At 68.6% G+C, this 22,038-nt stretch carries 28 protein-coding genes and 1 pseudogene; 21 read left to right on the top strand and 8 right to left on the bottom strand.

Annotation, left to right across the window (positions count from 1 at the left end; all coding sequences use genetic code 11):
- Nucleotides 1-34: 34 nt before the first annotated feature.
- From ACXKR8_RS00085 to ACXKR8_RS00100, 4 genes are all read left to right on the top strand, one after another.
- Complete coding sequence (locus ACXKR8_RS00085; protein WP_458266877.1) at nt 35-325, top strand: transposase; 291 nt, start codon at nt 35-37, stop codon at nt 323-325.
- On the top strand, nt 301-1,233 hold the full coding sequence (locus ACXKR8_RS00090; RefSeq protein WP_458266876.1) for an IS3 family transposase: 933 nt from the start codon (nt 301-303) through the stop codon (nt 1,231-1,233). The genes ACXKR8_RS00085 and ACXKR8_RS00090 overlap by 25 nt, the downstream gene beginning before the upstream one ends.
- A 241-nt stretch (nt 1,234-1,474) precedes the next feature.
- A complete protein-coding gene (locus ACXKR8_RS00095; RefSeq protein ID WP_458270874.1) occupies nt 1,475-2,017 on the top strand; it encodes a hypothetical protein in 543 nt (180 codons plus the stop codon).
- 19 nt (nt 2,018-2,036) lie between these two features.
- A complete protein-coding gene (locus tag ACXKR8_RS00100) occupies nt 2,037-2,345 on the top strand; it encodes a replication initiation protein, RepL2 (RefSeq protein ID WP_458270875.1) in 309 nt (102 codons plus the stop codon).
- 833 nt (nt 2,346-3,178) lie between these two features.
- Here ACXKR8_RS00100 and ACXKR8_RS00105 read toward each other — a convergent pair.
- A complete protein-coding gene (locus ACXKR8_RS00105) occupies nt 3,179-3,463 on the bottom strand; it encodes a hypothetical protein (protein ID WP_458275265.1) in 285 nt (94 codons plus the stop codon).
- Here ACXKR8_RS00105 and ACXKR8_RS00110 point away from each other — a divergent pair.
- From ACXKR8_RS00110 to ACXKR8_RS00125, 4 genes are all read left to right on the top strand, one after another.
- On the top strand, nt 3,419-3,553 hold the full coding sequence (locus ACXKR8_RS00110; protein ID WP_458275298.1) for a hypothetical protein: 135 nt from the start codon (nt 3,419-3,421) through the stop codon (nt 3,551-3,553). The two genes, ACXKR8_RS00105 and ACXKR8_RS00110, sit on opposite strands and share 45 nt — an antisense overlap.
- A 623-nt stretch (nt 3,554-4,176) precedes the next feature.
- A complete protein-coding gene (locus ACXKR8_RS00115; protein ID WP_458270876.1) occupies nt 4,177-4,911 on the top strand; it encodes a hypothetical protein in 735 nt (244 codons plus the stop codon).
- Entirely contained in the window at nt 4,908-5,414 is a 507-nt protein-coding gene (locus ACXKR8_RS00120) for a MarR family transcriptional regulator (protein WP_458270877.1), read from the top strand. Before ACXKR8_RS00115 ends, ACXKR8_RS00120 begins: the two co-directional genes overlap by 4 nt.
- A gap of 229 nt (nt 5,415-5,643) precedes the next feature.
- Nucleotides 5,644-5,868, top strand: a complete 225-nt coding sequence (locus ACXKR8_RS00125; protein WP_458270878.1) for a hypothetical protein — start codon at nt 5,644-5,646, stop codon at nt 5,866-5,868.
- 146 nt (nt 5,869-6,014) lie between these two features.
- On the opposite strand, the gene ACXKR8_RS00130 is transcribed toward ACXKR8_RS00125, so the two are convergent.
- Nucleotides 6,015-6,176 carry a hypothetical protein gene (locus ACXKR8_RS00130; protein ID WP_458270879.1) on the bottom strand — a complete coding sequence of 54 codons (162 nt, stop codon included), beginning with the start codon at nt 6,174-6,176 and terminating at the stop codon, nt 6,015-6,017.
- A gap of 212 nt (nt 6,177-6,388) precedes the next feature.
- On the opposite strand from ACXKR8_RS00130, the gene ACXKR8_RS00135 reads away from it, so the two are divergent.
- Nucleotides 6,389-6,718, top strand: coding sequence for a hypothetical protein (locus ACXKR8_RS00135; protein ID WP_458270880.1), 330 nt, complete (start codon nt 6,389-6,391; stop codon nt 6,716-6,718).
- An 80-nt stretch (nt 6,719-6,798) separates the two neighbouring features.
- On the opposite strand, the gene ACXKR8_RS00140 is transcribed toward ACXKR8_RS00135, so the two are convergent.
- Nucleotides 6,799-6,966 carry a hypothetical protein gene (locus ACXKR8_RS00140; protein WP_458270881.1) on the bottom strand — a complete coding sequence of 56 codons (168 nt, stop codon included), beginning with the start codon at nt 6,964-6,966 and terminating at the stop codon, nt 6,799-6,801.
- A gap of 25 nt (nt 6,967-6,991) precedes the next feature.
- Complete coding sequence (gene fdx, locus ACXKR8_RS00145; protein ID WP_462100198.1) at nt 6,992-7,420, bottom strand: ISC system 2Fe-2S type ferredoxin; 429 nt, start codon at nt 7,418-7,420, stop codon at nt 6,992-6,994.
- A 168-nt stretch (nt 7,421-7,588) separates the two neighbouring features.
- Here fdx and ACXKR8_RS00150 point away from each other — a divergent pair, with 168 nt between their 5' ends.
- The 3 genes from ACXKR8_RS00150 to ACXKR8_RS00160 all read left to right on the top strand — a co-directional run bounded on the left by ACXKR8_RS00150 (nt 7,589) and on the right by ACXKR8_RS00160 (nt 9,446).
- Complete coding sequence (locus ACXKR8_RS00150; protein ID WP_458270883.1) at nt 7,589-8,299, top strand: hypothetical protein; 711 nt, start codon at nt 7,589-7,591, stop codon at nt 8,297-8,299.
- Nucleotides 8,296-8,802, top strand: a complete 507-nt coding sequence (locus tag ACXKR8_RS00155) for a MarR family transcriptional regulator (protein ID WP_458270884.1) — start codon at nt 8,296-8,298, stop codon at nt 8,800-8,802. Before ACXKR8_RS00150 ends, ACXKR8_RS00155 begins: the two co-directional genes overlap by 4 nt.
- Before the next feature lie 167 nt (nt 8,803-8,969).
- Entirely contained in the window at nt 8,970-9,446 is a 477-nt protein-coding gene (locus tag ACXKR8_RS00160) for a hypothetical protein (protein ID WP_458270885.1), read from the top strand.
- Nucleotides 9,447-10,018: 572 nt separating this feature from the next.
- On the opposite strand, the gene ACXKR8_RS00165 is transcribed toward ACXKR8_RS00160, so the two are convergent.
- Nucleotides 10,019-10,180: a hypothetical protein gene (locus tag ACXKR8_RS00165; RefSeq protein WP_458270886.1), complete on the bottom strand. Its 162-nt coding sequence runs from the start codon at nt 10,178-10,180 to the stop codon at nt 10,019-10,021.
- A gap of 197 nt (nt 10,181-10,377) precedes the next feature.
- Here ACXKR8_RS00165 and ACXKR8_RS00170 point away from each other — a divergent pair, with 197 nt between their 5' ends.
- Nucleotides 10,378-10,707, top strand: a complete 330-nt coding sequence (locus ACXKR8_RS00170) for a hypothetical protein (protein ID WP_458270887.1) — start codon at nt 10,378-10,380, stop codon at nt 10,705-10,707.
- A gap of 53 nt (nt 10,708-10,760) precedes the next feature.
- Here ACXKR8_RS00170 and ACXKR8_RS00175 read toward each other — a convergent pair whose 3' ends face one another.
- From ACXKR8_RS00175 to ACXKR8_RS00185, 3 genes are all read right to left on the bottom strand, one after another.
- Nucleotides 10,761-11,258 carry a hypothetical protein gene (locus tag ACXKR8_RS00175; protein WP_458270888.1) on the bottom strand — a complete coding sequence of 166 codons (498 nt, stop codon included), beginning with the start codon at nt 11,256-11,258 and terminating at the stop codon, nt 10,761-10,763.
- Nucleotides 11,259-11,984: 726 nt separating this feature from the next.
- Complete coding sequence (locus tag ACXKR8_RS00180) at nt 11,985-13,385, bottom strand: IS1380 family transposase (protein ID WP_458266600.1); 1,401 nt, start codon at nt 13,383-13,385, stop codon at nt 11,985-11,987.
- Nucleotides 13,386-13,489: 104 nt separating this feature from the next.
- Nucleotides 13,490-13,840: a hypothetical protein gene (locus ACXKR8_RS00185; RefSeq protein WP_458270889.1), complete on the bottom strand. Its 351-nt coding sequence runs from the start codon at nt 13,838-13,840 to the stop codon at nt 13,490-13,492.
- Between the two features lie 159 nt (nt 13,841-13,999).
- On the opposite strand from ACXKR8_RS00185, the gene ACXKR8_RS00190 reads away from it, so the two are divergent.
- From ACXKR8_RS00190 to ACXKR8_RS00225, 8 genes and pseudogenes are all read left to right on the top strand, one after another.
- Entirely contained in the window at nt 14,000-14,398 is a 399-nt protein-coding gene (locus ACXKR8_RS00190; RefSeq protein ID WP_458266979.1) for a transposase, read from the top strand.
- 377 nt (nt 14,399-14,775) lie between these two features.
- The gene (locus tag ACXKR8_RS00195; protein WP_462100199.1) at nt 14,776-15,510 is read left to right on the top strand and encodes a transposase; all 735 of its coding nucleotides are present in this window, start codon (nt 14,776-14,778) and stop codon (nt 15,508-15,510) included.
- A 397-nt stretch (nt 15,511-15,907) separates the two neighbouring features.
- Nucleotides 15,908-16,462: pseudogene (locus tag ACXKR8_RS00200) on the top strand (TnsA-like heteromeric transposase endonuclease subunit); the annotation flags it as partial.
- Between the two features lie 59 nt (nt 16,463-16,521).
- On the top strand, nt 16,522-16,659 hold the full coding sequence (locus ACXKR8_RS00205) for a hypothetical protein (protein ID WP_462100772.1): 138 nt from the start codon (nt 16,522-16,524) through the stop codon (nt 16,657-16,659).
- Nucleotides 16,660-16,727: 68 nt separating this feature from the next.
- Complete coding sequence (locus ACXKR8_RS00210; RefSeq protein WP_458275111.1) at nt 16,728-18,716, top strand: Mu transposase C-terminal domain-containing protein; 1,989 nt, start codon at nt 16,728-16,730, stop codon at nt 18,714-18,716.
- Nucleotides 18,710-19,741: an AAA family ATPase gene (locus ACXKR8_RS00215; protein WP_458267693.1), complete on the top strand. Its 1,032-nt coding sequence runs from the start codon at nt 18,710-18,712 to the stop codon at nt 19,739-19,741. Before ACXKR8_RS00210 ends, ACXKR8_RS00215 begins: the two co-directional genes overlap by 7 nt.
- Before the next feature lie 9 nt (nt 19,742-19,750).
- Nucleotides 19,751-20,980, top strand: a complete 1,230-nt coding sequence (locus tag ACXKR8_RS00220) for a hypothetical protein (protein WP_458267692.1) — start codon at nt 19,751-19,753, stop codon at nt 20,978-20,980.
- Nucleotides 20,981-21,175: 195 nt separating this feature from the next.
- Nucleotides 21,176-21,694 (top strand): hypothetical protein, encoded by a 519-nt coding sequence (locus ACXKR8_RS00225; RefSeq protein ID WP_458267691.1) that lies wholly within the window; start codon nt 21,176-21,178, stop codon nt 21,692-21,694.
- The last annotated feature ends 344 nt before the right edge of the window (nt 21,695-22,038 follow it).

Consider the following 22,038-nt stretch of genomic DNA (forward strand, 5'->3'; position numbering starts at 1 on the left):
GTAGTTCACTCAAGTGTCAAGTGGGAAGTGCACGATGGTTTCAAAGCGGAAGAAGTACACCCAGGAGTACAAGGCAGAGGCCGTAGAGCTAGTGGTGAGCTCCGGCCGGCCCGTGGCTGAGATTGCCCGGGACCTCGGTCTGAACGAGGGAACCCTAGGAAACTGGGTAAATGCCGCGAAGAGGAGCGGAAGCATCAAAGACAAGCCGCTGACCATCGACGAGCGCGTCCATATGAAGGAACTCGAAGACGAAGTACGGAAGCTCCGCATGGAGCGGGACTTCCTAAAAAAAGCAGCGGCGTGGTTTGCGAGCCAGAACCAATAAAGTTCGCCTTCATCCTGCAAGTCCACGACGAGCAGGTCGGCAAGCCACGCCGCTTCATATATCCCATCAACTTCATGTGCAAGATGCTGGACGTATCGCGTACCGGATTCTACTCGTGGATCCGCCGTGAGGAGTCCGCACACGCACGACGCGATGTCGAACTTACCCGACTCATCATCGCTATCGACAAAGTCAACAGGGGTCGCTACGGGATCGACCGGATACACGCGCAGCTGGCCCGCCAGGGCGAGCGCGTGTCACCCAAGCGCGTCCGACGCCTGGCCAGGGCCGCTGGGCTGGCGTGCATCCATCCACGGCCCTACAAGGCCACCACCGTCCAGGATCCGGCGAACAGGCGCGGCCTGGTGGACCTCGTCGAGCGGAATTTCGTCCCGGAAAAGAAAGACCAGATATGGTACGGTGACATCACTTACATTCACACCGCAGAAGGCTGGGCCTATATGGCGACAGTCATCGACGGGTATTCGCGGAAGCTCATCGGCTGGTCGGTCGCTGACCACATGCGCGAAGACATGGTGATCCAGGCGCTAGACATGGCGATCCGAAATCGCCAGCCGGCACAGGGTGAAGTCGTCATGCATACAGACCGTGGCAGTCAGTACACCGGTAGTAAATTTCGCGACCAATGTCTTGACAGCGGAATCCTGCCTTCGGTAGGAAAGACGGGGATCTGCTTCGACAACGCCGCAGCAGAGTCGTTCAACGCAACCCTGAAAAAGGAATTGATCCACCTGCACGTGTGGACAACAATAAAGCAGGTCGGGAGTGCAATATTTGAATACACCGAGTCTTACTACAATCGACACAGGATTCAACGTGAGCTCGGCTACCTATCTCCCTATGAATACGAGAGTGGGTCCACACTAAGCGCAGCACTAGCAGCATAAAAGACTGTCTTCGAAATCGGTCGGCCTCCACCCCCACCCAGGCCACCCAAGCACCCCCCGACCGCCCAACCCACATGGCCGCCACAACACCAACACCCCAGGTCACAACCCCACCAGCACACCAACTACAAATCCCTCAGAGACAGCCTACGAGTACATGTATGGTCAGCACACGCGACCCGATCCTGGGATCGGATCGCGTGTACCGAGCGTCAATCTGCACGGGGAACGGGGCACAGCAATGGCAGACCGCCGGATCATCAGGGTCTACGAGGACAACGGCCAGCCCGCTCCCGTGGCCTCCTTCGGCTACGGCGGTCCCTGGGGCACCTTCAGCCTGGTGCGGTACGTGGCCCTCCACAAGAGCGACTCGGGGCGCACCCACGCTGAGCTGCGGGTGATCGGCTGGTACTGCGGCGCCACGCTGCTGGACTCCAAGCTCGTCAACCGCACGGTGGCCGACATCGGCCGGGACCTGGGCCTGGCGCCGGACTCCCTCACCCGCATGATCCGCAAGCTCACCAAGGACAGGCTGCTGCGCAAGAGCGGCAGCATCGGGCGCAGCCCCTTCTACGAGATCACGCCCTACCTGGTCTTCAACGGCAGCGGCTACGAGCACCGCGAGGCGCTCAAGGGCTGGAACCCCCCGCACATCAAGGGCCTGACCGAGGAGCCCGAGGGGTACATGCTCATCACCGACGCGGCCCAGGACGCCGCCGCGGTGAAGCCGGAGAACTTCCTCTCCCACATCCACTCCGCAGCCCTGGCTACCCGCAGCGCCTGACCCGGAGGAGAATGGCACCGTGAGCGACACTCTGCAGGACGTGCGGGCCCTGATGGGCCGAGCCAAGGACCTGCCACCGAACCAGCGCCTACTGCTCGCCTTCTACGCCACCCTGCCCTCGGGCAAGGAAGGCACCGAGCAGACCGGGGCAGCCCTGGCCAAGGAGATGGGCTGGCAGCCCACCGTCTTCTCCCGCGTCCGCACCGAGCTGGTCGAGGCCGGCTGGCTGGACGAGTACGGACGCTTCAACAACGTCCGCTACTACCAGCCCAGCGACATGGCCATGGGCCGCCGCTCCAAGGTCGTCCAGATGCGCCGCGCCGGCTGACCCCCTACCTGATACGCGAAGGCCCGCACCCCGGACGGGATGCGGGCCTTCGCGTTAGACAGCTGTGGCAGCCAGTCAGCCGGGCCCCGGCAGGAATCGCCGACGCCCGGTCAGCTTCTGACCGGGCCACCCACGGTGCCTGACCAATGGGGTCCGGTCAGACCGCGGTGCTGCCCCAGACCTCGGGTTCGGCCGGGATGATCCGCCCGGCAGCCGAACCGGACCGCGTGTCCTACCTGACCGCTGTCCGGATCATCCAACGCACCGTCCTCGCCCAGGCCGCCACCACCCTCGCTGGCCTGGAATGCGCCTTCGGTGAGGCCTGCGCCGAACTGAGCCACCGACTCCTCCCCGCCCGGCGGCGACGCCCGCAGCCAGGCATGGTCAAAAAGCCGCCCAGCCGCTTGCCCCAGACACGCAGCCGCTCGGGCATGGACAAGGCCGCCGTCGGCCGCTGGCCCGTCCCCAACAAGAACCCGGGCGACGAGGTAGGTCGTTGCGTGCGAGGAAGGACCTGTCGTTGGATAAGGCATGGACGTTCCCCCCTACGACCCGTTCACCACCGCCACAGCTCAGCTCGGGGCCTACTGGCTGGACTCAGCGGTCCACAGCCGGGCCTCCTGCACATGGTGCCGACCCGGCTGGGCTGCTGCCCAACCCAGCGCACCCGAGCCTGAGAACGCAGTCCCGCCCGGCGCCCTGGCGCTCGGCTGGAGTCCGGCCTCGCGCAGCGATGTGCCCGCAGACATCCGACCGCCGGCCCGCCTCGATCACCCAGAGGACCCGTTCGGGTGGTCCGGCTGAGGCAGCCCTCGTCGACAACTCACCCTGGATCACAGAGACCAGTGCTCGCGCCACCCGGGCTGGAACTCCCAGCGCTGGGCCAGCATCCGCAAAGCAGGTCCAGCGAACACCGGGTCCAACGGCCAGCACGGATCAGCGCTGGCCTCGCCACTGATCAGGGCCTCGCAGTGGTGAAGGATCCGGCGCAGGGACCGGGCAGTGATGATCAGATCCGCCGGCACCCGACAACGGCAGCGCCACCGGCGCCCGCACCGCCCACACCCGTCCTGATGAAGCAGCCGATCAGGAACAGTGCAGCTCAGCTCGTGGAACAGGTGAGCCTGCCGCTCGTCCTGGTCCAGGCGGCCACGGATAAAAGCGATCAGCTCCGCGGTATCGCTCCCGCGATCGGGGCGGAAGCCTGAATGTCGGGTCACCTCACTGCACCCCCTAGCGCTCAACAGCGCCTTCAATCCTGACACCGACCTCCTTCCCCTGGAGCCAGAACCCACCTACGAACCACACCATCGAGCTAAAGCAACGGCATTGCGCGGCAAGCGGCCCTGGTACCCGGGGGATTGGCCGGAACGGGGAACCACGCAGGTGGTGGGCCTTCGGCCCGGGATGCGGGAGCGGTTGGTGCAGGCCTGTCCAGCGCCCTGTCGGCGGGTGCCGGCGTCGTGTCGGCGCAGCACCGTCCGTAGTCGGTACGTGGGCCCCCGTCTGACGACACCGCCCCCTTAAGATAGGGAGAGGCCCCGTTTGTGCTGGTCAGAGGCTTGCGGCGATCGAGTTATGTCCCCCTACGACGGACATATCTCCGGAGATGTGTCCGTCCTGGCTAGACACATCCGGTCGCAAATGTCCAAAATCCTTGACATTTTGGTGCGGCCGTTTTTGGGCTCCCGAGGGGGCGGAGGGGGTGAGATCTGTCCCCCCTGGGGGGACACAACTCGCGAAAAGTTCTAAGTTCCTTGACATCCGTGTCCAGAGACGTTGACATTAGGTTGATCCACTCCGCAGTCACCCTGGCAAGGAGCACCGGCCCGTGGCAGCAGTACCCGAACGGCAGCAGCCCGGCCCCGCTGTTCCCAGGCGTCGGCGCCGCGCGCTGCCCGAGCAGCCCCCGCTGCCGCTGCCGGACCCCGGCACAGCGTTCGAGAAGCCCAAGAAGCTGCGGCCGGTCCGCCCGGCGGAGAGCCTGGACGAGCTCGCCCGCCGCTTCCCGGACCGTGGGATCGCGCTGAGCCCCGAGCGCGGCACGCTGGTGTTCTTCGCCAGCGATGAGCAGCCCGGCGCGTTCTCGATGGACAGCCTGGAGTTCTTCTTCGTCATCGCGCAGTACTTCCGCGAGGCGCTGCCGCTGCGGCTGATCCTGCTGATGATCTCCTGCCAGAAGGCCGGCGGGACGATCGAGCTGACCCAGGAGGAGATGGGACGGGTCCTGGACGTGCCCAGGGTCGGGATCAACGAGATCCTGGCCGAGGTGATGAGCCACGGCATCGTCTTCAAGGTCGGCCGCGGCCGCTACCAGTTCAACCCGCCCTACAGCTACCGCGCCGGAGAGTTCATCCCCGGCACGGAGACCACCAAGGCCGAGTACCGGCGTGTGGAGCAGAGCGACACCCTCCGTAAGATCCGTGACGACCTGACCCTGCCGGAGCTGGTCAGGTACCCGAACCTCAACGCGATGCGAACCGAGATCGAGCGGGTACGAGAAGAGCGAGCAGCAACGCGTGCCGCCCGCCGGCGCAGCCGTGAGTCGAAGGAGACCGAGTCGTGAGCACCAAGCCCGCACCCAGGCGCTACTCCTGTGTCAACGCCGAAAGCGCCCTGGCCGACCTGGACCTGGTCCCCGTGGCCTACCGCGTGCTGCTCAAGGTCCGCGCCTTCAGTGAGCCCGGCGGGCTGCTGCACCTGGACCAGGCCGCCATCGCCACGATGTGCGGCCTCAGCCGCGCCACCGTCAACGGCGCACTACGGGACCTGGACCTGGCCCAGATCCTGACCAGGGTCCGCAACGGCACCTACCAGCTCAACCCCATGCTCGCCTCCTACCTCACCGCCGAGGACTGCGACGCCGCCATCGAGGCGATGCCGGAAGAGCTGCAGGTGACCCACAAGGACTTCATCAAGCAGTACCGCAGCAACACCGCGAAGTACGAGGACCAGCTCGCCGAGCAGCGCCGCAAGCGCCAGCTCAAGGCCGAGATGGAGGTGGCCGCGATCAACGAGCGGCGTAACACCATGCGGGCCCGCAACACCCAGCACGCCGCCGGCAGCTGACACAGCCGATCCACCAGGGCCGCCCCCCGGAGACCGCGTCCGGGGGGCGGCCCTGTCCGTTGGACCGCCGTGAACAGCTTCCCCACGGCGAGGCCTGGGACCGGACCCCGGCGTGGGGCCCGCGGCCGCCCCCGGCACCGAGCGCCCCGCCCCCGGCCGCCCTGTCGCTGAGACAGCGGGCCGCTCCAGGATTACCGTCCGAAAATCCTTTCGTGGCAACATCCTTGGCATGACTGAGAACGCCGCCCTCGAGGCTGCAACCACCGAGTACGTGGCCGCAAACAAGGCGTGGATGACCCACGTCAATGCCGCCACCGCCGTCCCTTACGTGGAGCCCATCGGACTCAGCGACGCGGAAGAACTGCTCAAGCGCGAGCGCACCGCCCGTGAGAACTACGCGAAGGAGCTGACGGCCGCCGGACACGCCGTGCCAGCCGGGCTGCTCGCCTACTGACACCCCACCGACCGGACCGGCCCGCAGCCTCGCCCACGGTGGCCGACACAGGCATGGCGGCGTCGGCCACCGTGGGCGCGTGAGTGCCAGCGGCGGCAGCGAACTGCAGGGAACGGCTTCTGCCGAGGTGTCAGCGCTGCAGGACCCTATGCGGCGGGGCCGACCAGCGCGCGGTGGACCAGGGCGCGGGCCTGGGCGACGTAGGCGTCGGTGACCTCGGGATCATCCTCAAGGTCGGCCAGCCAGTCCTGGAGCTCCCGAGGATCCATGGAAGCGGCTTCGCTGTCACTGAGCATGGAGAGCGGCATGGAACGAGCGTAAGGGCCGCCTGGGCGGCCCGGGGCGCTACGGGGGATCGGCCACCCCGGCGAGGGGCCGTACGCGGGGCGCAGGGGGCGTGAGGGGGCCCGTACGCGCTTCCGTCGGGGCCGTCCGGTGCTGGTGATTTCCCTGGTCCTGCGGCTGCTGATGGGCCATCATCGACGGTCCCACCGCGCGCCGCTCCAAGGGGCCCACTTCGTTGACCGTTCCACCGCTCCGCCACACCCGGCAGCTGGCCCGGGTCGTCCGCGTCCAGAACACCCACGCCTTCATCACGCTCGATACCTGGTGCCGCGCCCAGGTCCTGGTCCCGGTCCCGGTGACCGTGCTGCGGCGCAGCACCGGACTCCACGACCGGGCGCTGCAAGGGGCGCTGCTCAGCGTCGAAGTGCGCCTGGACGCGTTGCTCGACACCGACCTGAAGCCTCGGAACTGGCAACTGGTGCGCCGGGCCGGACAGGCCGACCCGGCCCGGCCGGGGATGCCGACCGCCGCGCAGCTGCTGACCTCGCTGCCCCGGGGCGCCTGACCCGTACCGGCGCGGAACGGCGGCAGCGACCCGCGGGTCCGCGCCGGGAGTCCGGCCCGCCGGCCTGCGCGGCGGTGGGGCTACGCGGCGGCCAGGTCGGCCATGACGGCCATGACGGCCACCGTGTCGGCGATGGACAGCGACAGCACGGCCTCGCGGCGGTGCTCCCCGCCCTCGCAGGCCCGGCAGCCGTCGCGCTCATGGACCGAGCCCGTGCACTCCTTCGGGCACTTGAAGCGCCGGGGCACGTCTGGCTGAACGCTCGCGCCGGCGTCAGGAGTTCTCGGAGGCGTGGTTGATGGTGTACTTCGGGATCTCGACGACGAGGTCCTCTTCGCGGATGAGCGCCTGGCAGGACAGGCGGGAGGTCGCCTCAAGTCCCCAGGCCATGCCCAACAGGTCCTCTTCCTTGTCGTCGAGCTCACCGAGCGAGGCGAATCCCTCGCGCACGACGACGTGACACGTCGTGCACGCGAACGACATCTCACACGCATGCTCAATCTCGATGTCGTGCTGCAACAGCGCGGCACATACGGACTGCCCGCGGGTGGCCTCGATCACGGCACCGTCAGGGCAGCGGGTCGGGTGGGGAGAACGACGATCTGCGGCATGACAGGAAACCTTCCGGAAGGAGACAGTGGCCCGAAGATGAGAGCTCGGCGCCGCGCAGAGAGCCTCTAAGCCCCGCGTACAAAGGATCATCCCGGACGGACCCCGTCGTCGGGGTCAGTTCCCCCTGATTCGCCCGGCATCCCTTCGGCGCGACAGGGCAGCGGCGACAGCCGACGTGGCCGGGCGACAGACACCGCGTTGTGCCGGGACACGGTAGGTGTCACAGGCACTGCCGCTGGATCTGGTGCGATCCGCCTGTTGGGACGCAGTTGTTGTCACCGGCGTCGACGCCGCGCCATCCCGGAGCAGCCCCCGCTGCTGCTGCCGGACCCCGGTACGGCATTCGAGACGCCCAAGAAGCTGCGGACGCTGAAGCCGGCGGAGAACCTGGACGAGGTCGCCCGCCGCTTCCCGGACCGCGCTCTCTCGCTGGGCCCCGAGCGCGGCAACCTCGTGTTCTTCGCGAGTGAGGAGCGGCCGGGCGCGTTCTGCATGGACAGCCAGGAGTTCTTCTTCGTCATCGCGCAGTACTTCCGCGAGGCCCTGCCGCTGCGGCTGATCCTGCTGATGATCTCCTGCCAGCGGGCGGGCGGGACGATCGAGCTGACGCAGGAGGAGATGGGGCGGGTCCTGGACGTGCCCAGGGTGGGGGTGAACGAGATCCTGGCCGAGGTGATGAGCCACGGCATCGTCTTCAAGGTCGGCCGCGGGCTCTACCAGTTCAACCCGCCCTACAGCTACCGTGCCGGGGAGTTCATCCCGGGCACCGAGACGGTCAAGGCCGAGTACCGGCGTGTGGAGCAGGCCGACACGATCCGTAGGATCCGTGACGACCTGACCCTGCCGGAACTGGTCAGGTACCCGAACCTGAACGCGATGCGTGCCGAGATCCAGCGGGTACGAGAGAAGCGAGTAGAAGCTCGTGCCGCCCGCCGGCGCAGCCGTGAGTCGAAGGAGAGCCAGTCGTGAGCACCACTCCAGCGCCCCGGCGCTACGCCTGTGTCAATGCCGAGGGTGTCCTGGCCGACCTGGACCTGGTGCCCGTGGCCTACCGCGTGCTGTTGAAGATCCGCGCGTTCAGCAGCGACGGCGGGCTGCTGCACCTGGACCAGGCCGCCATCGCGAAGATGTGCGGACTCAGCCGGGCCACCGTCAACGGCGCGCTGCGGGACCTGGACCTGGCGCAGATCCTGACCCGGGTCCGCAACGGCAGCTACCAGCTGAACCCGATGCTCGCCTCCTACCGCACGGTGGAGGAGTGCGAGGCCGCCATCGAGGCGATGCCGGCGACGCAGAAGCTGACCCACAAGGACTTCGTCCAGCAGTACCGCCTCAACCTGGAGCGCTACCAGGACCAGCTGGCCGAGCAGCGCCTCAAGCGCCAGCTCAAGGCCGAACGCGAAGCGGCCGCGATCTCAGAGCGCCGCAACACCATGCGGACCATGAACACCCAGCGCGCCGCGGGCAGCTGACGGGCGGTCGATACGTGCCGCCCTCGCCAGCACAGACACCTGCCCCAGGGCGGCCACGGGCACCGCACAGCCACTGGGAGCAGCCCGGCCGGCTGGTCGAGTCGATGTGATCCACCAGGCTGCCACCGGGAACCGTGTCCGGGGGCAGCCTCACGCGTTGGACCGCCGTGAGCAGCACTTCCCCACGGCAAGGACTGGGACCGGGCCCCGGTGCTCCACCTGCCTCCCGCCGCCCTCCCCCATGGGCCGCACCCGCCCACGCGCCCGCCCCGGGCCCCGTTCCCGGCTCCGGCACCCTCGGCGGCGACGGCAGTGCCGAGCGGGCCCGTGAGGCGGTGGGCAGGCTCCGGGTCGTGCCGGTCCAGGCCGCCGTCGTGGAAACCGCTCTGGCCCTGGCCAGGGCAGTTCTGGCGGGTCAGACCGGCCACCCGGACGTCCAGGAGTCCGCACGGGCCCTGGCGGTCATCCTGGACCGCGCCCTGAACCAGGCAGCCGCCCCCGTACGGTCGCCGGTTCCCGCGCAGCAGTCGACCGCGCCCACCGGCACCGGCACCGGCAACGCGGCGCAGCGCCCGTCCGGCGGGGTGCCGGCGGGCGCTGCGGACGTACAGGGTGTCGCGGCTGGTGCGGGGACTCGGGACTGAAATCAAAATGAGGACTCCAGCCGACGCCACTGGAAGTTGCCGGAGGTGTCGGAACTCGCTCGCTGCCTACCTCGTCGGCGTGCCTGTGGTCTTCAAGGGGTGCGAACGGATTGGGTCTGATCAGGCCGCTGGGACGTGCACCGCGATGCTCCGGTGAAGACAGCGAGAGCGACTGTCGCTCCCACCGCTGTCGCCAACGGGTCCGCAGCGACACCGCCCAGATGCGGCCGCATCAGGTCCACCAGGACACCCACCACAACGAAGCCGACACAGGTCGCCAACGCTCCTGCGCCCCAGTACCGGTGCCGGTGGTAGAACCAATTCCCCAGTACCGGTGACACGGCGGCCGCGACAACTACTGGCTCAATGTCGAGGAGACTGAAAGCGGCGTACGCCATCGCGCAGAGGACCCAGCACAGGGCCGCCATCCGGACCGCCTCCCGCCAAGGGACACCTCGCACTCCGCCCATCGCTCCCCGCCTCCCACTCCCTTGGTTCCATGGAGTGGAGCACGTGGCACCGGGGCCCTGTCAAACTCCTCACCCTCGGCTGCGCAATTCTGATTCCAGTCCTTAGGCGTCGGTCCCGACCAGCGTGCGGTGGACCAGGGCGCGGACCGCGTAGACGTCGGCGTCGGTCACCGAGGTGTCGCCTTCCAGGTCCGTCAGCCAGTCCTGGAACTCGGTGGGGTGCATTGCAGCGGCATCGCTGTCGCTGAGGAGGGAGAACATCATGAGGAGCAGCGTAGAACCCGCCCAGGCGGCCCGTGGTGCCGTCAGGCGAAGGGGGTCGCAGCGGCCCCCAGGGGGCGTGCGCGGCCTTCGCGCGCTTCCGCACGGGCCGCCCCGGGCTGGTGAATTCCCTGGTCCGGCACCCTGCTGATGGGCCATCATCGACGGTCCCACCCGCCGTTCCAAGGGGGCCCACTGCCTTGACCGCACCACCGCTCCCCCACACCCGCCAGCTGGCCCGGGTGGTCCGCGTCCAGTCGACCACCGCGTTCGTCACCCTCGATACGTGGCGCCGCGCCCAAGTCCTGGTCCCGGTGTCGCTGACCGTGCTGCGGCGCAGCACCGGACTGCCGGACCGGGCGCTGCAAGGGGCGCTGCTCAGTGTCGAGGTGCGCCTGGGCGCCCTGCTCGACACGGAGCTGGAAGCCAGGGACTGGCAGCTGGTGCGCCCGGCCGGACAGGCCGACCCGGCCCGGCCGGGGATGCCGACCGCCGCGCAGCTGCTGACCGGGCTGGCCCGGGGTGCCTGACCGGTACCGGGCCGGAGCAGGCACCCCGGCGCGGGCCGCCCTGCAGCCGTCCCTCAGGCCCGCGGGATGTGCACGCCTGTGGCATCGCGCTCCAGCACGACCCGCATGGTGATGCCGTCCACGAGCTCCGCGATCCGACGGCGGAAGTCTTCACCCTCGCCGCCGGCCTCCGTGCCGACGGGGTCGGCGGCGGTGACCGGGCTGCGGCGGGCAAGCGCGGACCGCCTGCGGATGGCCGGGTCGGCGTACGGGCCGGTCCCGGCCGTGTAGGGGTCCAGGAGCCAGGCCTCGATCGCACGGCGCTGGCGCTCGAACGGTCCGAACGCGAGGAAGTCGAGCACCACCTCGTCCCGGGCCAGGCGCTCCACGCTCTCGTCCAGGCCGCCGTGGAACTCCAGGTGGTGGACCAGGAACCGGGCGCGCCTCTGCCCGTCCCCGCCGCGGCGGTTCGGGCGGAAGCTGTGGACCTTGCGGCACCCGCGGGGCCGGCTGCCCGGCTCCAGGGGGCGGGTGGATACGTCTGCTGCTTCGAAACCGCTGGTGTCGTTCATGGGCTCCACCCTGCTGGCGCGCCCCTGTGGACAGTGGTTGCGCGTTCGCGGCGGTAGACGGGCAGACCAGGGCCCGGGTCCGGGCCCGACAACACCGGCCTGGCACTGATCGCGGACGCCAGGGCGTCACCGTGGATGACCTGTCTCAGCGAAGGTGAGCTGATTCTCGGCGAAGATGGGCAAACAGCCGTTAGTCTCACCGGAGTTGGACCAGTTGCTGTCTGATCCGGTGTGGGGGCGTCGTGGTGGCACTGCTCCGTGAGCTGGTTGAACCTAGCCCGATGGGCTTTGAATCCGATCCACGCTATGAGACACGCCCCGGCCCGGCGTTCCCTGCAGGCGATCTATCCGTCCATCGCCTACGGGCCCTGCGCACCACTGTCAGCGCGCCCGCGACAGTGACAGCCGACCCCACGACGGTGAACCCCAGACCCGGCAAGACCCTTCCCCACCCCAGCTGGCTGGGGAAGATCGCATCCCCAGGACGAGCAGGGTCGAACAACACGGTCACACGGTCACCAGTTGAGCCCGAATCCACCGGCTGATCATTTCGGGGTTGCTCTCCTGCCCGTGGACGGTCGGCCGCTGGGGGCAACAGGTTGAGGGTGTGCGGTAGCCGCCGTGCGCGGGTCGCGGCCTGTCCGAGGGGTTGTGCGGGGTCGGGAGCGGTTGGTGGCGCTGTCGCCGGTGGCCGTCGGGCCGTCGCGGTGCGGGATCTTGTGGCGGTCAGGCCGCCGGGCGCGGCGGTGGGGAGTGGACGGCCTCGAACAGGGCGGTGAAGGCGTCGCGCCAGGGCCAGTGCTCGGGCAGATGCACCGTCAATTTGGTGCGCGCGGTGCGCGCGAGCCGGGCCGGGACGTGGACCAGGTGGGCGCGCAGGGTCGCTGTGGTGGCCTTGGCGTGGAAGACCGAGGTCAGCGCACCGGCGGCCCGCAGCAGGTTGTGCGACATCGCCCACAGGGTCAGCCACGCGGCGTTGGCCTGGAAGTTCCCGGACGGCAGGTGGGCCAGAGGCCCGGACTTCCCGTCCGCGATCACCTGCTCCACCACGGCGTGCTGCCGGTGGTGCAGTTCCGCCTGCAGCACCGCGAAGGAGCTGTCGGTGAAGACGGGGTGGTAACGCCAGGCGGTGAACAACTCGCCCTGACCCTGGGCCACTTCGGCGTTCAATCGGCGGACCCGGCGCACGATCAGCCGGGCGGTGACGTGCTCGGACTTCCTTCGGCCGGTGAAGGCGGTGTAGGGGATCTCGGCGACCTCGGCGTCGGAGACCATCTCGCCGGTGTCGGGGTCGACGAAGGCGTCCGGGTAGCGGATCGCCGTCCAGGACTCCTGCGGGATGCGGGAGATCGCGCCCGCGATGGAGGGGTTCATGCCGGTGGTCAGGGAGAATCGGGCGCCGGCCCGGCGGCAGGCGGCGACCACGTCGGCGGTGTAGAACTTGCTGTCCGCGCGGACCAGGCGGATCCCGGTGCCGCCGGTCTCCTTCGCTATGGCCAGGGCCTCGCTCACGAAGCTCTCGGCTCCGCGGACGTCGGCGGCCTTGCCGCGGCGCAGGCGGACCGCGCCGATCACGGGCCGGGCGATCGGGGTGGACAGGGTGGCCAGGATCGGGTGCAGGGTGCGCTGGCCCTTGAGGCGGCCGACCTGCGCGCCCTGCTTGGCGTGGCCGTACACGCGGCGGTGGGTGGGGTCGATGTCGATGAACATCAGTGTGTCGGCGCCGGGCAGCAGTGGGGTGCTGCGGGCCAGTCGGGCCAGGAAGTCGCGGTGAACGCGGTGGAGCTGGCGGTTGTGGCCGTGGGTGAAGGAGCGCAGGAAGGTGCCCAGGGTGGAGGGCGCGCGGACCGAGGTGAAGGCGCGGTCCATCGCGCCGTGCCGCAGCCGCGCCGCGTCGTCGATGCTGTCCGCGCCCGCGCACATCGCGCTGATCAGCGACATCACTTTGGCGGCCGGGTTGGCTCCGCCGCTGTTGTCGGCGCCCTCGATGCGGAGCGCGGACGCGGCCAGTTGCCGCAGGCCGGCCCGCTCGGCCAGCCGGACCAGCGACAGCAGCCCGGCATCGGCGATCAGGTTCGGCTCGTCGAAGACGGCGGAAACCGCTGTGGCGGCATGGCAGGATTGCATCTCGCGGATGTTCTCTCGTTCTGGCGACTTGGTTCTGTAGGAAGTCCCATCGTCCCAGGTCAGAGGGCATCCGCGTCGTTATGTCCAGGCCTCGGACAGGTCATTCATCGGTGGATTCGGGTTGAGAGCCCGTCCGGCGCATTCACCGGATGGTCGATAGCAACGGACGCCAGACCCGACGCCGTCCGGACGTCCACCACGATCGCCGAGGCGTCTTCCTTGAGCGTCGGCTTCACATACTCAGCGCTGACCACGACAGCCGCAGCCCGAGGCGCACCGTCGAAATGGATCCGGACCGCTATGTCGCCCCAGGCGAACCAAACGCCCACCGCCACGAAGAACGGGCCGAGCAACAGCCCGAGAACCAGCCGGACCTCGTCGAGCGAGAAGCCGGCCGGGTGCGGACTACCTACCTCGGTCCAGCCCTCAGCGACCTCGACATCATCTGGTCCCACCACTACCCCCCCAATTCAACTGGTGCCCACAAGCCAGGCCCAGGGCACTCGCCAGCGACCGTACTGCTGCCCCGCGACCTGTTCCCTCTCTGACAGTCTCGACTGAGACGTCCGGTTCGTCCGGGTTAGTCTGGATGGGCGAGACAGGAGATTCCCGGCATGGCTTCCAATACCACCACCTCACGCACAGCCCCCGAGCCCGACCCGGCCCCGCGGCCGAAGCGGCGCACGTTCACGGCGGAATACAAGCTGCGGATCGTCGCTGAGTACGATGCCGCCCCCAGCGGGGAGAAGGGCGCGGTCCTGCGCCGCGAGCGGTTGTACCACTCGCACATCATCGAGTGGCGGGCCGCGCGAGACGCCGGAGCGATGGCCACGCTCGCCGACCGGCGGACCTCGCCCGCACGCCCCAAGAGGCCCGCCGAAGCAGCCGAGGCCGAGCGGCTGCGCAAGAGGCTGGCCGTCGTGGAACGGGAGCTGGCGCAGAAGGACGCCGCCCTGGAGCTGCTGGGAAAAGCTTCCGCACTCTTGGAACTGCTCTCCAAGAGTGCGGGCTGAAAGCCGAGGCCGAGCAGGTCGCCGACGAGCTCTTCCAGTCGCTGGAGCGGGAGTTGAACACCACTGCGGCCTGCCGGCTGACCGGTCGCTCACGGGCCACGCACTACCGTCGGCTCAAACCCGCCCCCGCCGCGCGAGCGCGCTCCGCGCCCCTCGCCGCCCTCAGCTCTGGCTCCGGCGGAGCGCGCGCGGATCCTGGCACTGATGAACAGCCCGGCCTATGCCGAACTGGCACCTGCCCAGATCTGGGCGCGCGAACTGGACGAGGGCCGCTACTACTGCTCAGTGCGCACGATGTACCGGATCCTGGAGGCCCAGGGCCAGACCGGCGAGCGCCGCCGCCAGGCCACCCACGCCGCCAAGTCCATCCCGAACTCGTGGCCACCGCCCCCTCGCAGGTCTTCAGTTGGGACATCACCAAACTGGCCGGACCAGACAAGGGCATCTGGTACCACGCCTACGTCATCATCGACATCTTCAGCCGCTACGTCGTCGGCTACACCGTGGAGATGGCCGAATCGGCCGAGCGCGCCGAGGAGTTGATCAGCGAGACCGTCGAACGCAACGGCATCGCCCCCGAGCACCTGCACGCGGACCGCGGCACCTCGATGACCAGCAAGAAAGTCTCGCAGTTGCTCATCGATCTGGGCGTGACGCGCTCGCACTCGCGCCCCAAGGTCTCGAATGACAACCCGTACAGCGAAAGCCAGTTCAAAACCACGAAGTACATGGCCGACTACCCGGCGCGGTTCGACTCCCTGAACCACGCACGCGAGTGGTTCGACTCATTCATTGCCTATTACAACCATGAGCATCGCCATTCGGGCATCGGGCTGCACACGCCTGCGTCCGTGCACTTCGGCACCGCCGGCCAAGTCCAGGACCAGCGCGCCGTCACGCTCAACGAGGCATACGCCCGCCACCCCGAACGCTTCGCCCACCGCCCCGCCCGCCCAAGATCCCCGATCAGGCGTGGATCAACGACCCCGCCAAACGCAGAGAACCCGAATCAGCACAACAGAGCGCATAACCGTACGAACGTCTCATTTGACTTGACACGTTCCGTCGAGGGCTGCCTCACCGAGACCGGACTGATCATCGAACCCCGGTGACACCAGCGCAGGCCACCACACTTTCAACCTCAGCAGTTGGCCTCGGGTCAAATCCCCCGGCGGAGCGAGTGGAACGGCGTACTCTCGCACTAGCGCGAACGGTACTTCTCAATAGGACAGTTGATGACTTTTCACTTGCCCGTAGCCCGGCCGGACGGAATGCCAAGCCCCTCTGGACCCCGAGGATTCCGCCTGCTCAACGCCATCTGGTCGTGGTTCACGAAGAACAACGCTTGGCCAACTTTCGATGAGATTGATCGGGAGCTTTACAGGAGCGAGGGAGATGGGTCCTTCGTTGATGTCCTGTCCCTCTTGAAGTGCCCCGGTTCCACTCGTTCTGCCCCTACTGACTGTTCTGTCTCACTACAGTTGCCCCTGGGGAGATCCGGAGGGGCCGATGAGCGCGGTGCTTGCCGTTGCGGACGCCGAGGGGTTTGAGCTGGGGTTTTTCGACGCCGAGGGTGTTGAGCGGCGTGAGGGGCTGTCGCGTTGCTGGAGTGTGGCGTTCGAGGACGTTGGGCCGGTGCGAGCGTTCTTCTCGCGCAAGGGGCAGCGGCACTTCCCCGGGTGGTATTACGCGGTGACGACGGGGCGTCATGTGGGCTTCGAGTCGTGGCTTGAGCGTGATCACGCGATGCTTCTCGACTTCGATCCGCAGGTGGTGGGGTTGGCCTCGCAGCCGTTTTGGCTGCACTGGACGGTGGAGGCCGAGCGCCGACGCCATGCCCCTGACTACTTCGTCCGCAAGGCGGACGGTACCGGGGTGGTGCTCGACGTGCGGGCGGACGATCGCATCGAGCCCCGCGATGCGCAGGCGTTCGAGGCGACACGGCGGGCGTGCGGGCTGGTCGGCTGGGAGTTTCGTCGGTTGGGGACGATGACACCGGTATTCGTGCGCAATCTGCGCTGGATCTCACGCTACCGGCATCCGCGATGCCGGGGCCCGGCGGGCGTCGCCGAGCGGCTGCTTGAGGTCTTTGCGCAGGCCCAGCCCCTGTTCGAGGGGCGGGGATGGTCGGGGAACGGCTGCTGGTCCTCCCGGTGCTCTATCACCTGCTGTGGTGCGGGCATCTGTCCGCGGACCTGCACGCGCGGGTCCTCGACGCATCGACGCCGGTGGGCGTCGGGGCCCGGGGGCAGGCGCGGTGAGCGCGCCGCGCAGGCCGGGGGTGTTGCACCGCGGCGACCGGATCAGCTACCGGGGTGCTTCCTATACGGTGCTGGGTTTGTCGGGCACGCTGGTGCGGTTGGCCGAGGAGTTCCGGCGCGGTCCCGACCTGGCCGTGCACCTGAGCGACCTGCAGGCCGACGCCAGCTTCTCGATCGTCGGGGCGCGCGGGCGCGCGAAGCTTCCGGCGTCGGGGCTGCTGGATGAGCTGCCGACGCACCTGGTCGAGGAGGCGCTGTGGTGGGAGCGTCACGTCCTGGAGGTCATCTACGGGGTGGGCCCCGACGCGCTGCCGGGGGCGTCGGCGCGACCCGGCTACGATCCGCTTGGCACCACGCTGACCCAGCGTGAGGCAGCCAAGGCCCGTGAGCTGGCGGACGCCGGACACCAGGTGAGCGTCAGCCGGGTCAAGCGTCAGCGGCAGCGCTACGAGGCCGGCGGGGTGCGCGCGCTGGTGGACCGCCGTTTGACCAAGCCGGCGTCGCCGGCCGGTCGGGTCGATGAGCGGGTGGTGGCGGCGATGCGCGAGGCGATCGCGGAGACTGCCGAGGCGTCCTCGCGCACCGCCGGTCACGCGTTGTGGCGCACTGAGCAGATCCTCGCGTCCTGGCACGGGCCCGGTGCGGTGGCGATGCCCTCGCGCACGACGTCCTACCGCCTGTTCGCCAGGTTGTCCGACACGCACACCACCGGCTCGGCGCGCACCCGGCGCTCTTTGGCTGGCCGTCCCGAAGCCCCGTTCGGGGCACTTGCGGTGGACGCGCCGGGGGAGATCGTGCAGATCGACTCCACGCCGCTGGACGTGCTGGTGCTGCTGGACAGCGGGGTGATCGGTCGTCTGGAACTGACCGGCATGATCGACGTCGCGACGCGGACGGTGACCGCGGCGGTGCTCTCCCCGACCACCAAGTCGGTGGACGCCTCGGTGCTGCTGGCCCGCACCGTGACTCCCGAGCCGATGCGCCCGGGCTGGATCGAGGCGCTGTCGATGGCGCACTCGGTACTGCCGCACCGGCGGCTGATGGCCATCGACGAGCGTTTGGAGCACGCGGCGGCCAAACCGGTGATCGTCCCGGACACGATCGTCTGCGACCTGGGCAAGGTGTTCATCTCCCACAACTTCCGGGCGTCTTGCCGGTTCCTGGGGATCACTTTCCAACCCGTGCACCCCGCTTCGGGCGCGGAGAAGCCCCATATCGAGCGGATGTTCTCCTCCGTGGGCACGCTGTTCAGCCAGTTCGTCGCCGGCTACACCGGCTCCAGCGTCGAGCGCCGCGGCTACCAGGTGGAGGACCAGCCCTTGTGGTCGCAGCTGGAACTGCAGGCGCTGCTGGACGAGTGGCTGATCCTGTGGCAGAACCGGCCCCACGACGGGCTGCGCGATCCGCTGGCACCAGGGCGCGCGTTCACCCCCAACGAGAAGTACGCCGCGCTGGTGGAGGCCGCCGGCTACGTGCCGATCGCGCTGGGTCCCGAGGACTACATCGAGCTACTGCCCGCGACCTGGCGGGCGATCAACGCCTACGGAGTACGTATCGGACGGCGGACCTACGACGCGGCAGCGCTCAACCCCTGGCGCGGGCAGCCCTCGGGCGTGACACACAAGAGGAACCTGTGGGAGGTCCACCACGACCCCTACGACGTCTCGCGCGTCTGGGTGCGCGAGCCGCGCGGCGGCTGGATCAACGTGCCCTGGCGCCACCTGCAGCGAGCCCCGATCCCGTTCGGCGACCTGGCCTGGGACCACGCGCGCGCCAACACGCCGCCCGGTGCCACCGAGGAGCAGATCGCCGACGCGGTGCAAGACCTGCTGCGGCGCGCCGCCGCCGGCCCCGGTCAGACCCCGCAGGAGGGACCGGCTGCCTCCAAGCGCGAGCGGCGCGTCGCGGCCCGCACCAAGGCCACCGCCCGCCCCCAGGCATCTCCCGATCCGTCCCCGGACCGCGCGGACCAGGACGAACAGGATCCGCAGCCCCTCGCCGAGGTCATCCCGATGCCGATCTTCGATCCGTTCGCCGAAGCGGACAAACGATGGTGACCGGCCGCGCCCCGCAGCGACCGGGAACCGGTGGCCCCGGCGAGTTCGAACATCTGCAGCTGACCACGCTGGCCGGATGGCGCGGGTTCATGGACGAGACGCTGTCAGCGCCGGACCTGCTGCCCGAGGTGTTGTGGCTGGGCTTGGAGGACGACAAGCGCACTGGCTACGACGACGACCGTATCGATCACCACTCCCGCCTGCTGGTGGTCCAGACCCCGACCGTCCACCAGGTCGTCACCAGCGGCCGCCGCCTGATCCAGATGAACAAGAACGCCCACTACGGGCGGTGCGGACTCATCGTCTCCGGACCACCCAGAACCGGGAAGACCACCGCGCTGACCCAGTTGGGAAAGACAGTCGAGCTGATCCACCGCCGTCGCCACCCGCGCTCCACCGGTGACGCCCCGGTGGTCTACATCACCGTCCCCCCGGCGGCCACGCCGAAGATGATGGCCATGGAGTTCGCGCGGTTCTTCGACCTGCCGATCTCGGGCCGGTCCAACATCACCGACATCGCCGACGTGGTCCTCGCAGTGAGCCTGGACACCCGTGTCACCCTCGTGGCCATCGACGAACTCCACAATCTGGACACCCGCACCCGGGCCGGCGCCGAAGCCTCCGACACGCTGAAATACTTCTCCGAGCGGATCCCGGCGACCTTCGCCTACGCCGGAATCAGCCTGGAGCGCACCGGACTGCTCTCGGGAACCCGCGGCGAACAGATCGCTGGCCGGTTCGGCATGGTCCGCACCGGCCCGTTCGCCCCAGACCAGCAGTGGACAGCCCTGATCGCCGCCCTGGAGGACAGCCTGCGCCTGCACTACCACCAGCCCGGGACCCTGCCCGGCCTGGACCGCTACCTCCATCAACGCACCCACGGCATGATCGGAAGCCTGCTCTGGCTGATCCGCGGCGCCGCGATCAACGCCGTCCTCGACGGCACCGAGCGCATCACCAAGAAGGCCCTGGCCGCCATCGACGCCGACATCGCCTCCCAATCCCCGCGCCCTCCGGCCACCTGAGCGCGGCCCATGCTGCCCCAAGAACGCGTCGAGCAGATCCTCGCCCTGGACCGGGCCGGCTGGTCGGCTCGCGCCATCGCCGACCAGCTCGGCCACGCCCCGCAGACCATCCGCGACTACCTGAGCGGACGCACGACACCCGGAGTCCGAGCCCCGCGGCCCAGCCTGCTCACCGGCCCTCTCGCCCGCTACTGCCGGCAGCGCTTCGCCGCGGACGCGCACCTGCCCGCCAACACCCTGTTCGCCGAAGTCGTCGGCCTTGGCTTCGAGGGCAGCCGGGCGACTTTCTACCGCGCGCTGACCCGCCACCGGATCACCCCCGGCCGCCAGGAGCCGGTGCCGCCGCGACTCTCAGAGCCGAGCCCCTCAGGCCCGCCCCCTCCGGCCCGGAACACACCGGTCCTGCCGCGGCCCATCGCCCCCATCGCCGGCGAGACCCTCGACTCCTACCTGACCCGCACCGCTGACGCCAGCCACCTCACCCTCGCCGAAGTCCTCGCCGTCCTGCCCCCCTGGTTCACCACAAAGATCAGCAATCCTGACGACCGCTCCCAGCACCACATGCTCGCCCCCGCGAGCGCCCGGGCACTGAACGCTCTCGCCCGGCTCACCAGCACGACCCCGGCCGCCCTCAGTCGAGCGCTGCCCGCCTTCAGGGCCGCCGACGCGCACCTCCTGATCCGAGCCACCACCGCCTGCCGCCGATGCACCGCCCGCCGCGGCATCGCGCAGCGCGTCCACGTCCACCTGCCCGCGCACCACGCGATCTGCACCCGGCACGGCATCTGGCTCAGCGACGGCGACCAGCCGCAGATCGACCTCGCCATCTGCCCGGAGATCATCAGAGCCCAGTACCGGGCCCGCCGGCTCCTACGCCGGTGCTCGCCGCAACAGCTGATGCTCGCCCAACAGGCCTCAGCCGAAGTGATTCCTGCCTGGCCGTCCTCGCCGAGAGCCATCGCGGAGCATTGGAAGTACCGACTCCTCGCGCTGCAGACCGCCAGCAACCACCACGGCGTCCCCACCGACCACGACGCCTACGCTGACGCGGCGAAATACCCCGACGTCATCGCACTCGCCGCGGCCATCCTCACGCGCAGCGCCCAAGGCGGATCCGAGCAAGATCCGAATGCGCCCGGGGCTCCGCAGATAGCCGCAGGTGACACGGTAGTTGGCCACCGTGTCGAGGAACTGCTGATTCAGAGTCCCTGGATGGCTTCGCCCAGGTCAGAGCAGTAGGAGGCCCAGCAGATCACGGAACCGTGGGTATCAAACTGTCCCACCTGCCAGCCCTCGTCGCCCTCGACTTTGACCAGGCACAGGTCGTGGAAGCCGAGGACGAACGACCTTGACCCACGACGAAGGACGGCCACAATCACGGCACCGAGGAAGGTACTGCGCATTCACCCGATCAAGTTGAGTAGTCTCCCGGATGTGACCCTGGATGACGGCCGCCCGCAGATGCCAGAAGCCTTGCTCGCTCTGGCAAACGTGCCGCTTGACCTCGACGGAGTTGGCCTGCGGTTTCTCCCGGACTTCCTGCCGACCAAGCAGATGGAGACGTGGTTCCGTGACTTGGCCGTCCCAGGCGGGGCCCCCGCGAACGACTTCCTGATCTTCGCCGTGGATCGCGAGGAGGGCCTCGATTCCATGGCATTCTGGCTCGCCCGACCCGGGGCCGCTCTCGAGGAACAGCCCGTCGTAGCCATCGGGCCATACACACGGCCGCAACTCATCGCTCGCGATCTGGCCAGCTGCCTCTGGTTCCTGGCAGACGCATTCACCGTGATGGGCATCGATGCGTCCCCAGAGGGTTCGCTCAACTACGGGTTGGTGGAAGTCGCGGAACGATTTGCCCCAGGGAGCCGCCAGACAGTAGCTGGGGCAGAGACTCGGGCCGCTGAGGAGTTCCCCGACTTCCAAGCTCTCCTCGTTGACCCAACCGATCCCTGAAGCAGACTGGTCGCCGCAGGTCGCAGGCATGCTCGCAGACCAGATCGCTGCCGGAGTACAGCCGCGCCAGAACACCTCCGATCCGGGACAGATCGAGTGGGACTGCAGGCCCTCGACGCACATCGGGGGCAGATTGAGTGGGACAACGGGCCATCAACCATCCCACTCAATCTGCCCCGCGCAGGTCAGCGATGTGATCGCGGAGCGCTTCAACTGGGACAGGACACGTGCGCACCGTCCCAGGCGGGTGACATGCTGCGGTGATATCGAATATGTCGCTGTTCGCGCAGGTCAGGGCTGGTATTGGTCTCCATGTCACCCGGTCATGTCACCGACCATGTCAC

This window comes from Streptacidiphilus sp. PAMC 29251 (assembly GCF_054208735.2).